The 17,005-nt window shown below is 60.4% G+C and carries 16 protein-coding genes and 1 pseudogene; 5 read left to right on the top strand and 12 right to left on the bottom strand.

The genetic code is table 11. From position 1 onward, the window contains the following. Positions 1-48 precede the first annotated feature (48 nt). The 4 genes from AC1DZU_RS29375 to uxuA form a co-directional block, all read right to left on the bottom strand. Positions 49-1,074 carry an NADP-dependent oxidoreductase gene (locus AC1DZU_RS29375; RefSeq protein WP_477290151.1) on the bottom strand — a complete coding sequence of 342 codons (1,026 nt, stop codon included), beginning with the start codon at positions 1,072-1,074 and terminating at the stop codon, positions 49-51. Positions 1,075-1,103: 29 nt separating this feature from the next. Further along, positions 1,104-2,426: an LLM class flavin-dependent oxidoreductase gene (locus tag AC1DZU_RS29380; protein WP_477290153.1), complete on the bottom strand. Its 1,323-nt coding sequence runs from the start codon at positions 2,424-2,426 to the stop codon at positions 1,104-1,106. A gap of 401 nt (positions 2,427-2,827) precedes the next feature. Continuing rightward, positions 2,828-3,847 (bottom strand): isopenicillin N synthase family dioxygenase, encoded by a 1,020-nt coding sequence (locus AC1DZU_RS29385; RefSeq protein ID WP_477290155.1) that lies wholly within the window; start codon positions 3,845-3,847, stop codon positions 2,828-2,830. Between the two features lie 304 nt (positions 3,848-4,151). Next, on the bottom strand, positions 4,152-5,336 hold the full coding sequence (uxuA, locus tag AC1DZU_RS29390) for a mannonate dehydratase (RefSeq protein WP_477290157.1): 1,185 nt from the start codon (positions 5,334-5,336) through the stop codon (positions 4,152-4,154). 194 nt (positions 5,337-5,530) lie between these two features. Here uxuA and AC1DZU_RS29395 point away from each other — a divergent pair, with 194 nt between their 5' ends. Further along, positions 5,531-6,316, top strand: coding sequence for an SDR family NAD(P)-dependent oxidoreductase (locus AC1DZU_RS29395; protein WP_477290159.1), 786 nt, complete (start codon positions 5,531-5,533; stop codon positions 6,314-6,316). Positions 6,317-6,969: 653 nt separating this feature from the next. Here AC1DZU_RS29395 and AC1DZU_RS29400 read toward each other — a convergent pair. Together AC1DZU_RS29400 and AC1DZU_RS29405 are read right to left on the bottom strand one after the other, a co-directional pair. Next, a complete protein-coding gene (locus AC1DZU_RS29400; RefSeq protein ID WP_477290161.1) occupies positions 6,970-8,232 on the bottom strand; it encodes a DUF763 domain-containing protein in 1,263 nt (420 codons plus the stop codon). Positions 8,233-8,282: 50 nt separating this feature from the next. Beyond that, on the bottom strand, positions 8,283-8,516 hold the full coding sequence (locus AC1DZU_RS29405) for a hypothetical protein (protein ID WP_477290163.1): 234 nt from the start codon (positions 8,514-8,516) through the stop codon (positions 8,283-8,285). A gap of 187 nt (positions 8,517-8,703) precedes the next feature. On the opposite strand from AC1DZU_RS29405, the gene AC1DZU_RS29410 reads away from it, so the two are divergent. From AC1DZU_RS29410 to dhaL, 4 genes and pseudogenes are all read left to right on the top strand, one after another. Next, positions 8,704-8,880 (top strand): hypothetical protein, encoded by a 177-nt coding sequence (locus AC1DZU_RS29410; RefSeq protein ID WP_477290165.1) that lies wholly within the window; start codon positions 8,704-8,706, stop codon positions 8,878-8,880. Positions 8,881-9,002: 122 nt separating this feature from the next. Continuing rightward, a complete protein-coding gene (gene ku, locus AC1DZU_RS29415) occupies positions 9,003-9,839 on the top strand; it encodes a non-homologous end joining protein Ku (protein ID WP_477290167.1) in 837 nt (278 codons plus the stop codon). Between the two features lie 321 nt (positions 9,840-10,160). Continuing rightward, a complete protein-coding gene (locus tag AC1DZU_RS29420) occupies positions 10,161-10,541 on the top strand; it encodes a hypothetical protein (protein WP_477290169.1) in 381 nt (126 codons plus the stop codon). A 253-nt stretch (positions 10,542-10,794) separates the two neighbouring features. Further along, a pseudogene (gene dhaL, locus AC1DZU_RS29425) lies at positions 10,795-11,331 on the top strand (dihydroxyacetone kinase subunit DhaL); the annotation flags it as partial. 94 nt (positions 11,332-11,425) lie between these two features. Here the strand turns inward: dhaL and AC1DZU_RS29430 are convergent. The 6 genes from AC1DZU_RS29430 to AC1DZU_RS29455 form a co-directional block, all read right to left on the bottom strand. Next, on the bottom strand, positions 11,426-11,710 hold the full coding sequence (locus AC1DZU_RS29430) for an exopolysaccharide production repressor protein (protein ID WP_184872005.1): 285 nt from the start codon (positions 11,708-11,710) through the stop codon (positions 11,426-11,428). Between the two features lie 435 nt (positions 11,711-12,145). Beyond that, entirely contained in the window at positions 12,146-12,685 is a 540-nt protein-coding gene (locus AC1DZU_RS29435; RefSeq protein WP_477290171.1) for a prepilin peptidase, read from the bottom strand. A gap of 1 nt (position 12,686) precedes the next feature. Beyond that, on the bottom strand, positions 12,687-13,226 hold the full coding sequence (locus AC1DZU_RS29440) for a tetratricopeptide repeat protein (protein ID WP_477290173.1): 540 nt from the start codon (positions 13,224-13,226) through the stop codon (positions 12,687-12,689). A gap of 54 nt (positions 13,227-13,280) precedes the next feature. Continuing rightward, positions 13,281-14,171: a type II secretion system F family protein gene (locus tag AC1DZU_RS29445; protein WP_477290175.1), complete on the bottom strand. Its 891-nt coding sequence runs from the start codon at positions 14,169-14,171 to the stop codon at positions 13,281-13,283. 78 nt (positions 14,172-14,249) lie between these two features. Next, on the bottom strand, positions 14,250-15,167 hold the full coding sequence (locus AC1DZU_RS29450; protein ID WP_477290177.1) for a type II secretion system F family protein: 918 nt from the start codon (positions 15,165-15,167) through the stop codon (positions 14,250-14,252). Between the two features lie 53 nt (positions 15,168-15,220). After that, a complete protein-coding gene (locus AC1DZU_RS29455; protein WP_477290179.1) occupies positions 15,221-16,597 on the bottom strand; it encodes a CpaF family protein in 1,377 nt (458 codons plus the stop codon). Positions 16,598-17,005: the final 408 nt, after the last annotated feature.

Genomic DNA, 17,005 nt, shown 5'->3' on the forward strand with positions numbered 1-17,005 from the left:
CGACCATTTCTTGATTCGCAATGCCCGAAATCCTGTTGGGCAGAGCCCTCAGCGACTTCCGGCGACCCGCACGATGAGCTTGCCGAAATTCTTGCCCTCGAGAAGGCCAAGGAAGGCTCGCGGAGCGTTCTCTATTCCATCCACGATATCTTCCCGGTACCGAATGCGGCCGGATGCTATCCAGTCGGCCATGTCGCGGTAGAATGCCGGGCGCTGGTCGACGAATTCACGCTGGATGAATCCCCTGATCGTCAGGCTTCGGTGGAGCACCTGCTGCATCAGCGTCGGTAGCCGATCGATGTCGGACTCTGCGATGACATTGTATTGCGCGATCAACCCGCAGACCGGCACGCGGGCAAAATCGTTCAGCAGCGGGAACACCGCATCCCAGACAGGGCCGCCGACATTCTCGAAATAGATGTCGATGCCATCAGGGCAGGCCGCCTTGAGCTGCGCGGCAAAATCATCGGCACGGTGATCGACGACCGCATCGAAGCCGAGTTCCTGCCGCACGAAAGCGCATTTGTCAGCGCCGCCGGCGATGCCGACCGCACGCGCGCCCTTGATGCGCGCGATCTGTCCAACGGCTGACCCGACCGCGCCGCTGGCCGCCGCCACGACGACCGTCTCGCCAGGCTTTGGCTGTCCGATCGTGAGCAGGCCGGCATAGGCGGTGAAGCCAGGCATGCCGAGCACGCCGAGTGCCGTGGTGACGGGCGCCGCCGCGGGATCGAGCTTGCGCAGCCCGACGCCGTCGGACAGGGCAGAGCTCTGCCATCCCGAGTGCGACAGGACGACATCGCCTTCAGCGAAGCCGGCATGGCGGGATCTGACGACTCGCGCAACGGTGCCGCCTTCCATCACGCCGTCGATCTCCACCGCCTTGGCATAGGATTTGGCGTCGTTCATCCGCCCGCGCATATAGGGATCAAGCGACAGGTAGAGGATCTGCAGGAGGAGTTCGTCCTCCGCCGGCTCGACAATCTCAACCGTCTCGATACGAAAATCGCTTGGCTTCGGCCGGCCTTGCGGTCGCGCTGCAAGCACGATGCGGGTGTTTGTCTCGGCTGACATTTGGGGACGACCTCGTTGTCAAGAACACGCTATTCGAAAAACCGGTTGGGCGGCCGCTTCAGGCCAAGATTCTCGCGCAACGTCGTTCCCTCGTACTGCCGCCTGAAGATCCCACGTCGCTGCAGTTCGGGCACGACCCTCTCGACAAAGTCGTCGAGCCCGGCGGGCAGATAGGGAAACATGATGTTGAACCCGTCGGAGCCCTCGGTGACCAGCCATTCCTCCATTTCGTCGGCGATTGTTTGAGGCGTACCGACGAAAGCAAGGCCGGAATAGCCACCCAGCCTCTGGGCAAGCTGCCTGACGGTCAGGTCCTCCTTGCGCGCCAGTTCGATGACACGCTCGCGGCCGCTCTTGCTGGCATTGGTTTCGGGGATTTCGGGCAAGGCCGCGTCCGGATCAAAACCGGATGCATCTTGCCCGAGCGCGATCGACAGCGAGGCGATGCCGCTCTCGTAGTAGACGAGGCTGTCGAGCTTCGCCCGCCTGGCCTGCGCGTCCTCGACACTGTCACCGACGACGACAAAGGCGCCGGGCAGGATCTTGATGTCGTCGCGCGAGCGGCCGAGTTTCTCCGCACGGCTTTTGACGTCGGCGAAGAAACTTTGGCCGGCGGCGAGATCGGCATGCGCGGCGAAAATGACTTCCGCCGTCTCTGCCGCCAGTTGCCGCCCTGCCTCCGACGCGCCGGCCTGGACGATGACCGGCCAGCCCTGGATTGGCCGGGCGATGTTGAGCGGCCCGCGCACCGAGAGATGCTCGCCCTTGTGATCGAGCACATGCAATCTGGAAGGATCGAAATAAAGACCGCTTTCAGCGTCGCGGATGAAGGCATCGTCAGCGAAGCTGTCCCACAGGCCGGTCACGACATCATAGAATTCCCGTGCCCGCCTATAGCGCTCGCCATGCTCGACATGTTCGTCGAGGCCGAAGTTGAGCGCCGCATCGGGGTTGGATGTGGTGACGATGTTCCAGCCGGCGCGGCCGCCGCTGATATGGTCCAGCGAAGCGAAGCGGCGGGCGATGTGGTAAGGCGCGTCGAACGTCGTCGATGCGGTTGCGACCAGCCCGATATGATCGGTGACGGCCGCCAGCGCCGACAGCAGCGTGAACGGCTCGAACGACGTAACCGTGTGGCTGCGCCGCAGTGCCTCGATCGGCATGTTGAGGACGGCCAGATGGTCTGCCATGAAGAAAGCGTCGAACTTCGCCGCCTCCAGGGTCTGGGCGAAGCGCTTCAGATGCGCGAAATTGAAATTGGCGTCGGGACAGGCGCCCGGATAGCGCCAGGCGCCGGTGTGCAGGCTGACGGGGCGCATGAAAGCGCCAAGCCGCAATTGTTTCTGTGTCATGGAAATCGTTCCGACCGATCAATATGGTCGAGCGCCATCGCTCGAATCCTGATCGTTAGGATCGGCCTGTCCGATCAACCCGGGAAGGTATTCCGTTGCGCCGCGCCCGGTTTTTGCAGCAATTCCGTTTTGCGATCCACGACCGCGGCATAAAAAATGGCCGGGCGCGAATGCGGCCCGGCCAAAAGAAGGTTCAAACCTTCAGAGGGGAACACCGCTCAGCGGAATGGGAGGAAACCGCCGAACGATTTTACCTGTTTGAGCTTATTTCCGCGACTTGGCGACGAATGACGTTCCAAAGAACAGGCAAAATGGCGAAAATCTGTTCGGCATTGAGGTTTTGCCTATGCATGTCGAGCTCCCAAAGCCGGGGCCTCTTGTGTGGCGACATGCATTTGGCTTTACGGGCGCACCGCTCCCGTCTGGAGAAGATCGGCATAGTGGCGGCGCGCCACGTCGGGATGCGAACGCAGACGGCTTTTCAGGACATTGGTGCCGACGTCGCGGAACAACGGGTTGTCCGGGTCGCTTGCCGGTCCGCGTGCCTCGGCCGCCAGCTCCTCGGGCAAATTCAGCAGCGGTATCGTCGCATCCAGCCGCGCGCTGAAGAAGAAGGGAACGGAAATCCGCTCGACGCCGGCAGACGGCGTCACGACGCGGTGAACGGTGGCGCGCAGATAGCCATTCGACGCCAGTTCGAGCAGTTCGCCAATGTTGACGACAAGCGTTCCGGGGAGCGGGTCCACATTCACCCAGCTTCCGTCATATTCAACTTGCAGCCCCTTGTTGTCGTCCTGCAGCAGCAGCGTCAGGAAGCCGCCATCCTTGTGCGCGCCGACACCCTGGTCGCCATCCGTCGCGTTACGTCCGGGGTAACGCACGATCTTCATGCGATGGTTGGGCGAGTCCCTGTAGATCGCGTCGAAGGCGTCCTCGGGCTGATCGAGCGACAGCGCGAAGGCTTTCAGCAGCCGGATCGCGACAGCCATAGCCCTGGTCTGCCATGCCAGCAGCGCCGACTTGAGATCGGGCAGTGCCGACGGCCATTGGTTCGGTCCTTGCAGCCGTGTCCAAGGCGCAATTCCCGGCCCTTGTGGGATGGGCTGGCGCTCGACGCCGATGTCGAGTTGTTCACGCCAGTCGGCGGCGCCCCTGGTCAGTTCACCGCCGGCGCGGGTGTAGCCGCGAAACTGCGAGGACTTGACCATTTCGATCGCCAGCTTGTCGGCCTCCGGCAAGGCGAAGAACCGGCGTGAGGCATCAAGCACTTCATCGGTCTCCGACGCCGAAATTCCGTGACCGCTGAGATAGAAGAAGCCGACGTCCCGGGCCGCCGTGCGCAGGTCCAGGAGAAAGGTGCGATGCTCGGACGCTCCTTGTTCGAGACGGCTCAGATCGAGTACCGGCACAATTCTGGGCATGGGCAGGTTCCTTCTTTTCTCCGCCCTTGCCGAGGAGAAGTAGGAGCGACCATCGGCAAGCATTCGAGGCGTGGATCGTGCATCCAAGGGTGCCACGCAGGTGCAGCCGATCAAAGCAATGGGCACCCCAATCTCGGCACCAACAGAAGAAAGTCAGCGCTGCATATTGTGACCCGAGGGCAAAATAATATTCCCAAAGGGATGTTCCATGCACAATGCGACGAGACATCGATCAGAGACCGAAGACCCGAGCAGGTTGGCTGTTGCGCCCGGATCCCTTCTCAGGCCAGCCTGTCTGATGACTTCAAGCCAGGCCGAACGTCTCCACGGCGCGCATGATGCCGCGCAGTTCGGCGAGGCCTTTCAGCCGGCCGATCAGCGAGTAGCCGGGATTGATCCTGGTCTTGCCGATATCGTCGGCAAGCAGGTGGCCGTGATCGGGGCGCATGGGGATGCGCCAGTCGGCGCGGCCTTCCCTGCTGCGGCGCGCCTCTTCCTGCATCAGAGCGAGGATGACATGCGCCATGTCGGTGCCGCCCTCGAGATGCTCGGCTTCATAGAACGACCCGTCCTCCTCGATGGTGATGTTGCGCAGATGGGCGAAATGGATGCGGTCGGCGAATTCCTTGACCATGGCGACGATGTCGTTGTCGGCGCGCGTCCCGTACGAGCCGGTGCAGAACGTCAAACCATTGGCGGGGCTGTCGACGGCGTTGAGGATGAAACGCGCATCCGCGGCGGTCGAAACGATGCGCGGCAGGCCATAGAGCGAGAAGGGCGGATCGTCAGGATGGATGCACATGCGCACCCCTTCCTGCTCGGCCACCGGAATGATCTCGCGCAGGAACCAGGCAAGGTTGTCGCGCAATTCCTTCGGACCGATAGCATCGTAGTCCGCCAGGGCCTCGCGAAAACTGTCACGGTCGTAGCTGCGCTCGGTCGCCGGCAGGCCGGCGATGAGGTTGCGCTCGATCCTGTCGATCTTCTCGTCGCTCAATTCCTTCAGCCGTGTTTCCGCCTCGGCGATGCGGGCGGCGCTGTAGCTGGCCTCAGCATTCCTGCGTTTCAGCACGAACAGGTCGTAGGCCGCGAAATCGATTGCATCGAAACGCAGGGCGTAGCCCGTCGTCGGAAGCCGATAGGCCAGATCTGTGCGGGTCCAGTCGACCACAGGCATGAAATTGTAACAGACCGTTGTGATCCCGGCCTTGGCAAGGGCGCGGATCGTGTCGCGATAGTAGCCTGCGTAGCGCTCGCGCTCCGGCGCACCGATCTTGAAGGAATTGTGGACGGGAATGCTCTCGACGACCGACCAGGTCAGCCCTGCCGCCTCGATGATCCGCTGGCGCTCCAGAATGTTCTCGAGCGGCCAGGCGCGCCCGTCATAGATGTCGTGCAGCGCCGATACGATACCCGTCGCACCTGCCTGCCTGACATGATCGAGCGTCACCGGGTCGTCCGGTCCATACCAGCGCCAGCATTGTTCCATTACGGCTTTCCTTCTGCGAGGACGGCAACCTATTGTTGGACCGCAACGACTGTCAAACCAAAGCGCGTCGCGTTTGAGCGGATTCAGGCGACGCGCTTTAGGTCCTTGTTTTTATGCATGTCGTTGCCCCCAAAACCGGGGCCAGTTTTGGGCGACATGCATTAAGGGCCACAGCAAATAACGGAGTAGCCGCAATGAAGGATTTCGACGGCAAGGTCGCTCTGGTGACGGGTACGACCGGGATTGGCCTCGCAAGTGCTATACGCCTTGCGGCAGGAGGTGCCGCGATCATCGCCTGTGGCATCGACCGCGCGGCCAACGCGGCGATGCAAGCGCAACTGGAAAGCTCCGGGCCAGGCGTGCTGGTCATAGGCACCGACGTCTCTGTGCCGGATCAGGTTCGCGATGCGGTCGCGGCCGGCGTCGAGCGGTTCGGTGGCCTCGATATCATCGTCAATTCGGCGGCGGTCCATCCATACGGAACCGCTACCAGCACCGATTTCGAGACCTGGAACAAGGCAATGTCGGTCAATGTCGGCTCGATCTACCTGACCGCGCATTTCGGCATCCCGGAAATGATCCGGCGGGGCGGCGGCTCCATCGTCAACGTGGCTTCGGTGCAGGGTCACGCTTGCCAGCAGAATGTCGCCGCCTATGCGACGACCAAGGGGGCGATCCATACCCTGACGCGCTCGCTGGCGCTCGACTACGCACGCCAGGGAATCCGCGTCAACTCCGTCAGCCCGGGCTCGATCCGCACCCCGATCCTGGAAAAGGCAGCACGCGGCGAGAATGGCACCGATGCCGATGTCGAAGCCGCCTACAAGCGCTTCGGCGAAACGCATCCCATCGGGCGCATCGGCGAGCCGGAGGAGGTGGCAGAACTCATCGCTTTTCTCTGTTCGGCCAAAGCCGGATTCTGCACCGGCGCGGACTATAAAATCGATGGAGGCCTGACTGCCGGCATCGGCGTGAAATAGAGCCATGTAGATCGGTCTTGGCCTTTACCGGGAGTTCCCGCCATCTGACGATCTCCGGCGCGACTGCTTTTGGCGGGCGCGGCGTTGAAATCTTCATCGCCCAGCTCGCAAATTCTTACCACCGTGAATCTCGACCAATACCGATTTTGGGTTTTTAAACAGATTTAGCTCGGCATCTAGGCGCCTCAACCAACTGCTCTATTTCCTCCATTGTCGCATTGATCAACGATGGAGGTTGGCATGGATCGGCGATTGTTTCTGACTGGAATGTTAGGATTGGCGGGCGCTGCGGCCGTGGTCACCGTAGCTCGCCCCGTGAGGGCGGTGGCTGGCATCCCGAGCACTGGGAATGGCATTCTCGATGAACTGGACAAGCCGGTAGACGACCTTGTGGAGCCGGGTCCTGACAGCCAGAATGACGTCGAACCCGTGCAGTACTATCGATGGAGGCGGCGGCGTGTATGGAGGCGGCGTCGTGGATGGCGCGTGGTTTGCCGTCGCTATTGGCGTCGAGGCCGCTGGCGCCGGAGATGCTTCCGCCGATCCTACTGGATCCGCTTCTATTGAAATCCCGCAAAACGCGAAGGCTCCGGCTCCTTGTTGGAGCCTTCGCAAAGAATTTCAAAGCCGGGGATGGAAGCCTTCGGCTGAGTTCATTCCTTGTTGCCGGCTCTAACAGACTGCGCTTGCGGCGGTGGTTCCCATCCGAAAACACTGCGTCCGCCCAGCATGTGCGACTGGTCGAACTCACCTGCCACGATTTCCTTCAGGCTGGGACCGGTGACATAGCGCTCGACCTGGCGCGACTGGTTGTCCAACCGTCTCAATGCGTCGATTTCCTCGGTGCGGCCTAGGTTCGCCTTTTGAACGGCCGATTTCAGCACGCCGATCGTCTCGTCATAGACTTTCAGCGGCACGGGGAACGGGTGTCTGTCTTTGCCGCCATGCGCTAGCGAGAACCGGCCGGGGTCCGAGAACCGGCATGGCGCGCCGTGCACGACCTCGGCCACCATCGCCAATGCACGCACGGTGCGGGCACCAACGCCTGGCACCAAGAGCAGCTCCGGAAAATCCGCAGGCCCGCGTTCGACGGCGGCGGCGATATTGCCGTGCAGGCGGCGCATGACGACATCGCTTTCGCGGACGTCATGATGGGCCGGCATAATCAGATGCGGCAGCAGGGGCTGCGCGGGAGCGGGTGGCGAGCCATGCTCAAGCAAGGCAAACTCTTTCACGATGCGATCGGGTCCCAGATCCCGCAGCAGCTCCAGTTGGCCATGACGCGAAGCATCGGCGCGCCGGTCGGTCAGATTGACGATCTCGCCCTGATTGGCGCCTTCGATCGCGGCATGTGGCTGGTCGACAAAGCTCGTCAGCCCCTCGGACAGCCAGTGATAGCGACGCGCCACCTTGCTGTCGCCGTTCATGCCTTGTTGTACCACGACCCAGTCGCCATCGTCGGTGACGATGAAGCCATGAAGATAGAGATCGAAGCCGTCCTGGACGGCGGCGCTATCGACCTTGGCGACCAGCCGACTGGCCTTGGCCAGCCCCGTTCCGTCGAAGCCGACGCGCTCGCCGATCAGTGCCAGTTCATGCGGGGTCTTGCGCGAATGGGTGCCGCGCCCGCCACAGACATGGATACCGAGTTCGCCGGAGAGTGGAGACAGGCCCCGTTTCAGGGCGCCGACAACGCTTGTCGTGATGCCGGAGGAATGCCAGTCCATCCCCATCACCGCGCCGAAAGACTGGAACCAGAACGGGTGTGCCAGACGGCGCAGCAATTCGGTGCGACCATAGTGATGGATGATCGCCTCGCACATCACCGCGCCAAGGCGCGTCATGCGATCTCCGAGCCATTTGGGCACGCGACCGCCATGCAGTGGAAGATCAGCACTTCCCGATCGTTGCGCCAATTTGTGCCGCCCGCGTTGCTCGTTGCGTAGAGATAGGCATTGCGGACCTGTCAGGGAAGCCTGCCGTCGCCCTTGGCTTGGCCAACGTCAAGCAACACCGCTAGACGTCTGGCTGCGGCACTTTCGATGATGATCTCCTCCAATTGACGGTCGGACAAGCTCGTACCGGTTCGCTTGCGAACCTCATCAATACTGCCGCGAATGGATATCGGGACGGAATGTGCCTGATCGTCAAGGTAGGCGCCGATCGCCAGCACCGCATCGGCATCGACGTTGCGTGGCAATGGCCGCATCGAGCTTCCTCCCAGCAGCAGTCTCCCTGAAGGCAAAGTCGGAGTCGAGATCGATCTCGTGTATGTACGATTTGAACATTGGTCGCGTCTCATCGTGGCGATCGGAACCATCCAGCACTCAGGCGATTTAAGAGCCCGGGAAATCTCTCGTCTGGAGGTTTGAATGGCGAAACGGAGAATGCGTGACCCGTATCAGCTGCGCGCGCAAGCTGACCGGATTTCGAAGGAGATTATCGACCTCGAGCGCTCAGCCCGAGAAACGAAGACCGCAAAGCTCAGGGCCCAACGCGAAGCCCTGCAACAAGCATCTGCCCGGATAAAGCCCGACAGGGTCGGCGGCGGCGACGTCGAATAGACGGTAACATCCACGAAGAGCCAGCCAACGCACCCCGCAGGCTCGTGCGGTTTTGCGGATCCCGGCGGCCAAGCCGGAGGAACGATTTGCACGGAAACCCGTTTGCCCTGACTGGAAACAGGATGAGCAAAATGGTCGCGCCGCGTGCTGCCTGGAAGGGTTTTTTGAAGGTTGGTTCGGTGTCCTGCGGCGTGAAGGTCGTCGGCGCCACCAGCGAGGCATCGAAGGTTCATTTCAGGATATTGAACCGCAAGGATGGTCTTCCGGTCAAAAGCGTCTACGCCGACGAGGAGACTGGAAAGCCGGTCGACGCGGAAGACCAGGTGAAGGGCTTCGAGGTCGAAAAGGATGAGTTCCTCCAGATCCAGCCTGACGACATCAAGGCGCTCAAGCTGACCTCAAAACATACGCTCGAGGTCGGCGAGTTCGTGTCGATTGACGAGATCGATACGCGCTATCTGGAGAAACCCTACTATCTGATTCCGTCCGATGGCGCCGCTGTGGAGGCCTATAGCGTGATCCGCGATGCCATGAAGAACAAGGGCGTCGCTGCACGATCCTGCGTCGTGCTGTATCGGCGCGGCCGCGAGGTTCTGATCCAGCCCTATGGCAAGGGCATGGTGATGACCGAGTTGCGCAACCACAATGAAATGGTCTCGCAGGACAGCGTGTTCGATGGCTTGAAGACGCAGAAATATGATCCCGAACTGCTCGAAATCGCCGGCATGCTCATCGACAAGAAGGTGACGACTTTCGATCCTTCCAAGTTCGAGGACACCTACGAAGATGCGCTGATTGCCATGATCGAAGCGAAACGCAAGGGTAAGCAGCCGCCGAAGCCAGCGCCGAAGCCGAAAGAGAACGTCATCAACCTGGCCGAGGTGTTGAAAAAGAGCCTCAAACAGGAAGGGTTGGGGACACCTAAGAAGACCGCCTCGCCGAAACGCAAGACCGCTTAGCAGCTGTCGCACTTGGCGCGGGCCAACCACGCTAAATCCGATCGAAGTGAGGAACGGCAGCCACCTTGGTTGGCCGGCACGGTAGCAACCTTCGGGGTGGCGCTGGGCCGTGCCGGCCGGCTGGGGCTTCGAGGGACCAGCGACGATCAAGCTATCGGCATATTAGCAATCTCGCAATTAAGCCAAATGGCCTATCCTTCGCGGATATGGCGAAGCTGCGCATGCTGGTTGAGATCGACGCGATCGCTGTGGCTCCACAGTAATTATAGCAATTTCCCCAAGCCCCAGGCACCGCAAACGCTGCAAGTTGGAAGCTGGGAAATGGATACGGTCCACCACCTCGACGACGGCACAATCCAGAAATGGAATGGAGAATGCCATTTTGGCTGGGTGCGCGGAGGCCGCGCGATTCCGGACGTCTGGATCAGGCCCAAGCGGCCTGCGCCGTCAACGATGTATGGCACGACATTGCGCATCTTCGATCCTGGGATCGATGGCTGGCACATCCTATGGAATGACCCGCTCAACCAGGATCACTCGCGCCAGATCGGGCGGGCCGAGGGTAAGGACATCGTCCAGCTCGGCAATGACCCGCGCGGTTTGAAAACCCGATGGCGCTTCCACCGAGATCACTGCCGACAGCTTCCATTGGATCGGCGAGGAAAGCTCTTTCGAGAGCGACCCCTGGCAAATCACGTATGAGCATTTTGCCCGCCGACAAAAGCCTGAAGCCAGGTAGCAGTCGAAAGGAAAGGCCGTCGTTTTCCTACAAACGACGGCCCTATGCTTGCCTGCCCACCACCCCCAGGACAGCACGCGCCTATTTTAGAACAAGCTAATGTCTTCGTCTATTAACTTTGACATACTGGCAGCAGGATTTTGCCGCCTTGATTGGAGTACGCTCGCGTGATGGGTGCGATCAGGGCAGAGATGAATCAGTTCTCGCGCAGCCGCTGGCATCACCATGTCGCTCGGCTTCATGGCGGTGAACGCCGAGCTGGCCAAGCTCGACCTCGACCACATGCTTGCGTCGGACGTTTTCACCGCTGCCGCCTCGGCCTTTCTCGATGCCGTCGGCGCCTCCACGGGGCCGCTCTATGCGACGGCGTTCCGAAGAGCAGCACAAGCCCTCAAACAAGATGAACGGCTCTCGGCTGCCGACCAGGCGGCGATCGTCGAGGCCATGACGACCGGCATCAAGGAGCGCGGCAAAGGCCAGCGCGGCGACAAGACGATGCTGGATGCCTGGATCCCAGCAACGGAAGCAGCCGCCGGTGCACGTGCCCGCGCTGCCGGTAGCCGGGAAATGTGGGCCAGCATCCTGGAGGCCGCGGAAGCCGGCGCAAATTCGACACGATCCATGGTCGCAGCCCGTGGAAGGGCGGCACGGCTGGGAGAGCGATCCCTGGGGCACATGGATCCGGGAGCGGCCTCGGCGGTCATCATCCTGCGCGCCATGAAAGACAACTTTGGTGAAGACATCGCGAAGTAACTCGCGATTGTGCCGCCCGGTTTTGCCCACGACAAACCATGACTGAGTTGGAGCTATTCCGGAGGGTGTGAAACGGTTTCCCTCCGGGATTGCCTTAGAAGGAGATACCGTCGTGTTTGGCGGGAGACGCTCCGTCGGGCTTCTTCTGAACCGCTCGATCGGCATCGGTCGCTTCATCGACGCGGCGGAAAATCATGACGAGCAGGCAGGCGAAATACCCCACCTGCAGCACGACGGCGCTGATGACTGTCCACGCGAACGAGACCCAAAACGAGCCCGTGACGCTGTAGATCCAGCCAAAGATGACGGCCAACGCCGCCGTTGCTCCCACCAGAAACTGTGGAAAATACATTCGCCCTCGAAAGATTCCGGGAAGCATCGACCCGGTTGTCTTTCGCCCTATCGCATGATTTCTACCCCGCACGAACAGTTCCAGTTTTTGGACATCAATGCAAGCATGAACTAATATGCCTCGGCGGCGCGCTATGACGGATCTTTGTCTGTCAAAATTGCAAAACGAGACTCACGCGGCGGAGAGCGTTGCTGCAACGCCCGCGTCGTCACCCCGCGGGGACCGAGCGCCGGCAACTGGAGAGTCTCGTGAGCGCATGTTTGCCGGCGCTCGGTAATCGCAGCACCGGGGGGTCGTTTGGGGTGTTTTGGGCTGCGACCTCTTTACGTTAGCACAAGCTAATATAGAGGTATACGGCCATTTTGCTGGCTATCATCTCCAAGCCCTGCATTTGCACATGGAATGCCGCCGGCCCATCAGGCAAAAATGGCGCGTTTCCAACAGTGAAACAGACTTCGAGGTTCAGTTGAGCTGATCGAGGATTCCAGAGTTGGTCGTCATCACCAAACTTTTGTAGATCAGGAACGCTATCGTACAGATCGCGGCCATCGAGATCGGCACTCCGAATGGCACCACCCCCTTGCGGTCCAAATGCTGGATAATGAGCCGAAAAGCGCCCGCAGGCAGCAGGAGCGGGTTCTTTACGATCACCGCCGTGGCGAGGGCGAAAACCAGGAGCAGCACCGAAAACACCGCGAGATCGCCGCCGCTTATCAGGAAGGGCACCACCGCCAGCAGCTTGACATCGCCTGCCCCGACCTTGCGCAGCGCCCAGAACGGGAACAGCACAACGAACAGCAAAAGCGCGGCAAGGCCGCTCAGCCCCATCTCCCACCACGATCCGGTTTGGAGCGACAGCAGTAGCAGGCCCCCCGCCCCCAGGCAGAGCAGCAACAGCACGTCGCGGTTGGCGATCTTCTGGGTGGTGAAGTCGAGCCAGCCTATTCTGGCCAACAGTGGGATCGCGAGCGCTTTCAGCAGCAGCGATTCGACCAGCAGCATGCTAGCGCTCGATATTCTGCACGCTGGATGACAGCAGCTTCAGATTGTTGGCGACAGTCGGGTCTTTGGGCGCCAGTTCGTAAGCCTTGAGGAAATTGCTGCGTGCGTCCTGCAGCTTGCCGCGCAGCAGGTAGGAATAGCCGACATTGTTGTAATATTCCGCCGTCGGGCCAACCAGCTTGAGGGCTCGGGCATAGGCCCGGTCGGCGAGATCGAAGCGGTGGATCCGGTCGCTGCAGGCAGCCAACCCCATCCACGCGTTGCCGTCATTGGGCGACAGTTGCGTCGCCTTGAAGAACAAGGCGCCGGCATTGCCGTAGTTTTCTGCGCGGAACTGGTTCTTGGCTTCGGCTACGGCCTGGTCCGAGGCGTGATATTCGACATCGGCGACCGTCTTCAGCCCGTCGAAAGCATCGCCAAAGGACGTTACGTCGCCTTTCGACGGCTCGTTGGTGCGAACGACACCGTCAGCGGGGTCTGTCTGGCAGCCGGCCAGCGCGACCGTCAACAGGCAGGCTGCGACAGCGATAAGCCTCTTCATGCAGTTCCCCTCGAGGGTCCCCCGACTCACATTAGGACCAAAGCATACACAAAACTAAAAGAAAATCCCCTTCATGCGGATAATGATCGGTAACAGGACAATCATCAAGACCACCGGAAAAACGCAGACCCCGAGCGGGATCATCATCTTGACCGGAAGCGCGTTGCCCTTTTCCTCTGCCCTGAGAATTCTCTTGCCGCGCATCTCGTCGCTGTAGACTCGCAGGGCATCCGTCAGGCTGGTGCCGAGTTCCTCCGATTGGCGGAACAATACCGAAAGTGCCCTCGCCTCATCGAGGCCAAGACGGTCGGAAAGATCCCGGAGGGCCTCACGCAACGGCTTGCCGGCGCGCAACTGCAGATTCATGATCGAAAGCTGTATCCCCAGCCATTTGTGCGTGCCAGCCAGTTCCTGGCTCACCCGCTCCACGGCGGCCTCCAGGCTCATGCCGGCATCGGCGCAGGTGATCATCATGTCCATGAAGTCGGGAAAACCCCGGCGATAGGTTTCCTTCTTGGCATTCTCGAAACGATCCAGCGCGACACTCGGAATAACCAGACAAGCGAGGCCGAACAGCGCGGAAACCGCGAATACAAGAACCCCCGGAATTCCCGGCGGGACCACTGCAAGCAAGCCGGTATACACTCCCAGAAAGCCGACAGCGACAGCCCCTATTCGGGACAGGGTATAGAAAAGCGGCGCGCTCGCCTGGTAAAATCCGGCACGAAAGAGCTTGGCTTCGAGAGCGTTAGGCTCGCCTCGCTCTTTCTCGACTGAGCGGAAGTAGGCATCGACCGGTCGTTGCGCCGATATCTTGGCGAGTTGTTCCTGGCCAACCAACGACCGACGGCTGGCGATCCCTTCAGACAGCAGGTTTTGCGTGACCAGCTTTCGCGTCTGCAAGGCAGGCCGAAAAACCAGCGCGCCGAACAGGAACAGCGCCATTGCCGCCAGGAACACAGCGATGGAAACCAGAAGGCCCAGATCCTGGGTATTTGAGAACAGGTTTATGGTTCGCTCCTGTCAGAAATCGAAGTTGACCATTCGGTACATGATGAAGTCACCAAGCAGCGCCCAGAGTCCGAAGAGCACGAACGCCGGCATGAGCAGGGGACTGTTCCAAATATCCCCATAGTAGCTCGGCGCGATAACCATCAGCAGGGCAAGCATGACCACCGGAAACAGCGAAATGATCCATGCCGACATCCTGCCCTCGGCCGACAGTGCCCGGATTTTCAGGCGCAGTTTCTGTCGCTCGCGCAGCACGGATGAGAGATTGGCCAGGATCTCGGTGAGGTTGCCGCCGGTCTTGGCTTGAATTGACAGCGAAACGGAGAGCAGGTGAAGGCCTTCGAACCCAACACGTTGCGAAAGTTTCCGCACGGCATTTTCCAGGCTGAGGCCGAAAGTGATTTCGTCGGAAACAATGCCGAATTCGGTGCCGAGCGGGTCGGGCATTTCACGCGCCACAAGCGTGATAGCCACTGTCGTCGGGTGCCCGGCTCGCAATGAACGGACGATCATGTCGAGCGCATCGGGGAGTTGGGCAGCGAATTTCACGATACGCTTGTTGCGTGCGCGCCGAAGAACGAGAAGCGGCAGGGCGAATCCCACAAGCAAAAACGCGAGGAGTCCTACTGTGAACGAAAATCCCAAGATCAATGGAAGGACCAGCGCCAGCACCAATCCCGCCAGCAGGAACATTGCGGCGAAAGCCAGCGGATTGCCGGTGATGCCCGACTGCGTGTAGAGCCGGTTCAAGGCGACCATGCCGAAGATATAATCGCCTGTGACCGTCAACCCGCGTTCGCGCAACAGGCCCTGCAAGGTCTGCTCTGCCGGGGCTTCCTCCGCAAGGCGCGCGAGACGCCGGTTGATCGTGCCGGCTCGAGCGCGCCGCGCGGCATAAGCCATGTAAAAGGTTTCGGCGGCGAGGATCACCGACGCAGCGGCAAGTACATAGATGAAGTAAAGCAGCGTCTGACCGGTCGGCATTACAGGGCAACCTGCGGGTTGAAGGCATCCTTGGCAAACTGATGCCCGAGCGTTGCGACTTCCTGGGCAAAGCGGGGACGCACGCCGGTCGCTCGAAAATCGCCGACGATGGTGCCGTCCGCTGTCACGTCACGACGAACGAAATGATAGATTTCCTGAAGCTGGACGACGTTGCCTTCCATGCCGGTCAGTTCCGATATGGAGATGACCCGCCTGCCACCATCAGAAAGACGCTGCGTTTGCACGATGATGTCGATAGCGGATGCGATCTGCGCGCGAATGGAGTCATGGCTCATCGGCATCCCTGCCATACCGACCATCTGCTCTAGCCGGGATATCGCGTCGCGCGGCGTGTTGGCATGGATTGTGGTCATCGAGCCTTCATGGCCGGTGTTCATCGCCTGCAGCATGTCGAAGGCTTCCTCGCCGCGTACTTCGCCGACGATGATGCGATCGGGCCGCATGCGCAGCGCGTTCTTCAGCAGTTCGCGCTGGCGAACCTCGCCTTTGCCTTCGACATTGGGCGGACGCGTCTCCAGCCGCCCGACATGCGGCTGCTGCAATTGCAGTTCCGCCGCATCCTCGATGGTGATCAGGCGTTCTTTCGAAGGGATGTAGCTCGACAGGGCGTTGAGCAAGGTCGTCTTGCCGCTGCCGGTGCCTCCCGAAACCAGGATCGATTTGCGCGCCTGCACGGCAATCCGCAACAGATCGACCATCGGCGGGCGGATCGAGTTGAACGCGATCAGGCGCTCAAGCGAATAGGGATGCTTGGAGAATTTGCGGATCGACACCAGCGGGCCATCGACCGAGATCGGCCGCACCGCGATGTTGACGCGCGAACCGTCTGCCAGTCGGGCATCGACCATCGGCGCGGATTCGTCGACCCGGCGGCCGATGGCAGAGACAATCTTGTTTATGATACGCAGCAGGTGCGCCTCGTCGCGGAACCGTATTGCGGTTTCCTCGATCACGCCACGCCGCTCGATAAAGACCCGATTATGGGTGTTGATCAGAATGTCAGCGATGGAGTCATCCTTGAGCAGCGGCTCGATCGGGCCCAGCCCGAGCATTTCATCGGCGGTGTCGCTTGTCAGTTGATCGAGCTCGCGCGCATTCAGCGGCACGTTTCGGCTGCGCACGAACTCGCGCACGATCGGACGGATCTCATTCAGGATTTCGTCCTTGGACGCTGTTTCGAGGACGGCGAGGTTGAAGCGGTCAATCAAATGGCGGTGAAGCTCGACCTTGAGGGTCAGGAAATCGGTGCCGCCTTCGGTGGCGTCCGTCGCCGGAGACGGAACGCTGGGCGTCACTGCTACCGGCTGCAGTTGCGCCCGTGTCTCACTCTGTCCTTTTATGAAGCGGCCCAACATCTCGCCAAGTCCCCCGAAAATTCCCCTGCCTGGAAACTAAGCGTTAACCACGGAAGGCACAAGCGCCGAACCCTCCACCGAATGGACAATACTTGTGACATAGTTAAGGACAGGGGGTCAAAAAAAATCGTTTTTATTTGGCGACACGCCAAGACCCGGCAATCGACCTCTCGCTCACGGAACATGAACGATTGTAATGAGCTGGGCCGGGTCGAAGCCCCCTCGTAAGCCCTTATATATAAAGGATTATGCATATTAGCTAATTTAGTGATACCGAATTCGGATGTATGGCCAAATTGTGAATGAATGGTTAAGGCGGTTGAAAAATTAATTGAATCAAGCTCTTGGAAAAACTATCCTGCCTTCCGACCAGGTATTGGAAGGTTAAGGAACTGTTAATCCCATTTG

This window comes from Mesorhizobium sp. P2_A12 (assembly GCF_056405075.1).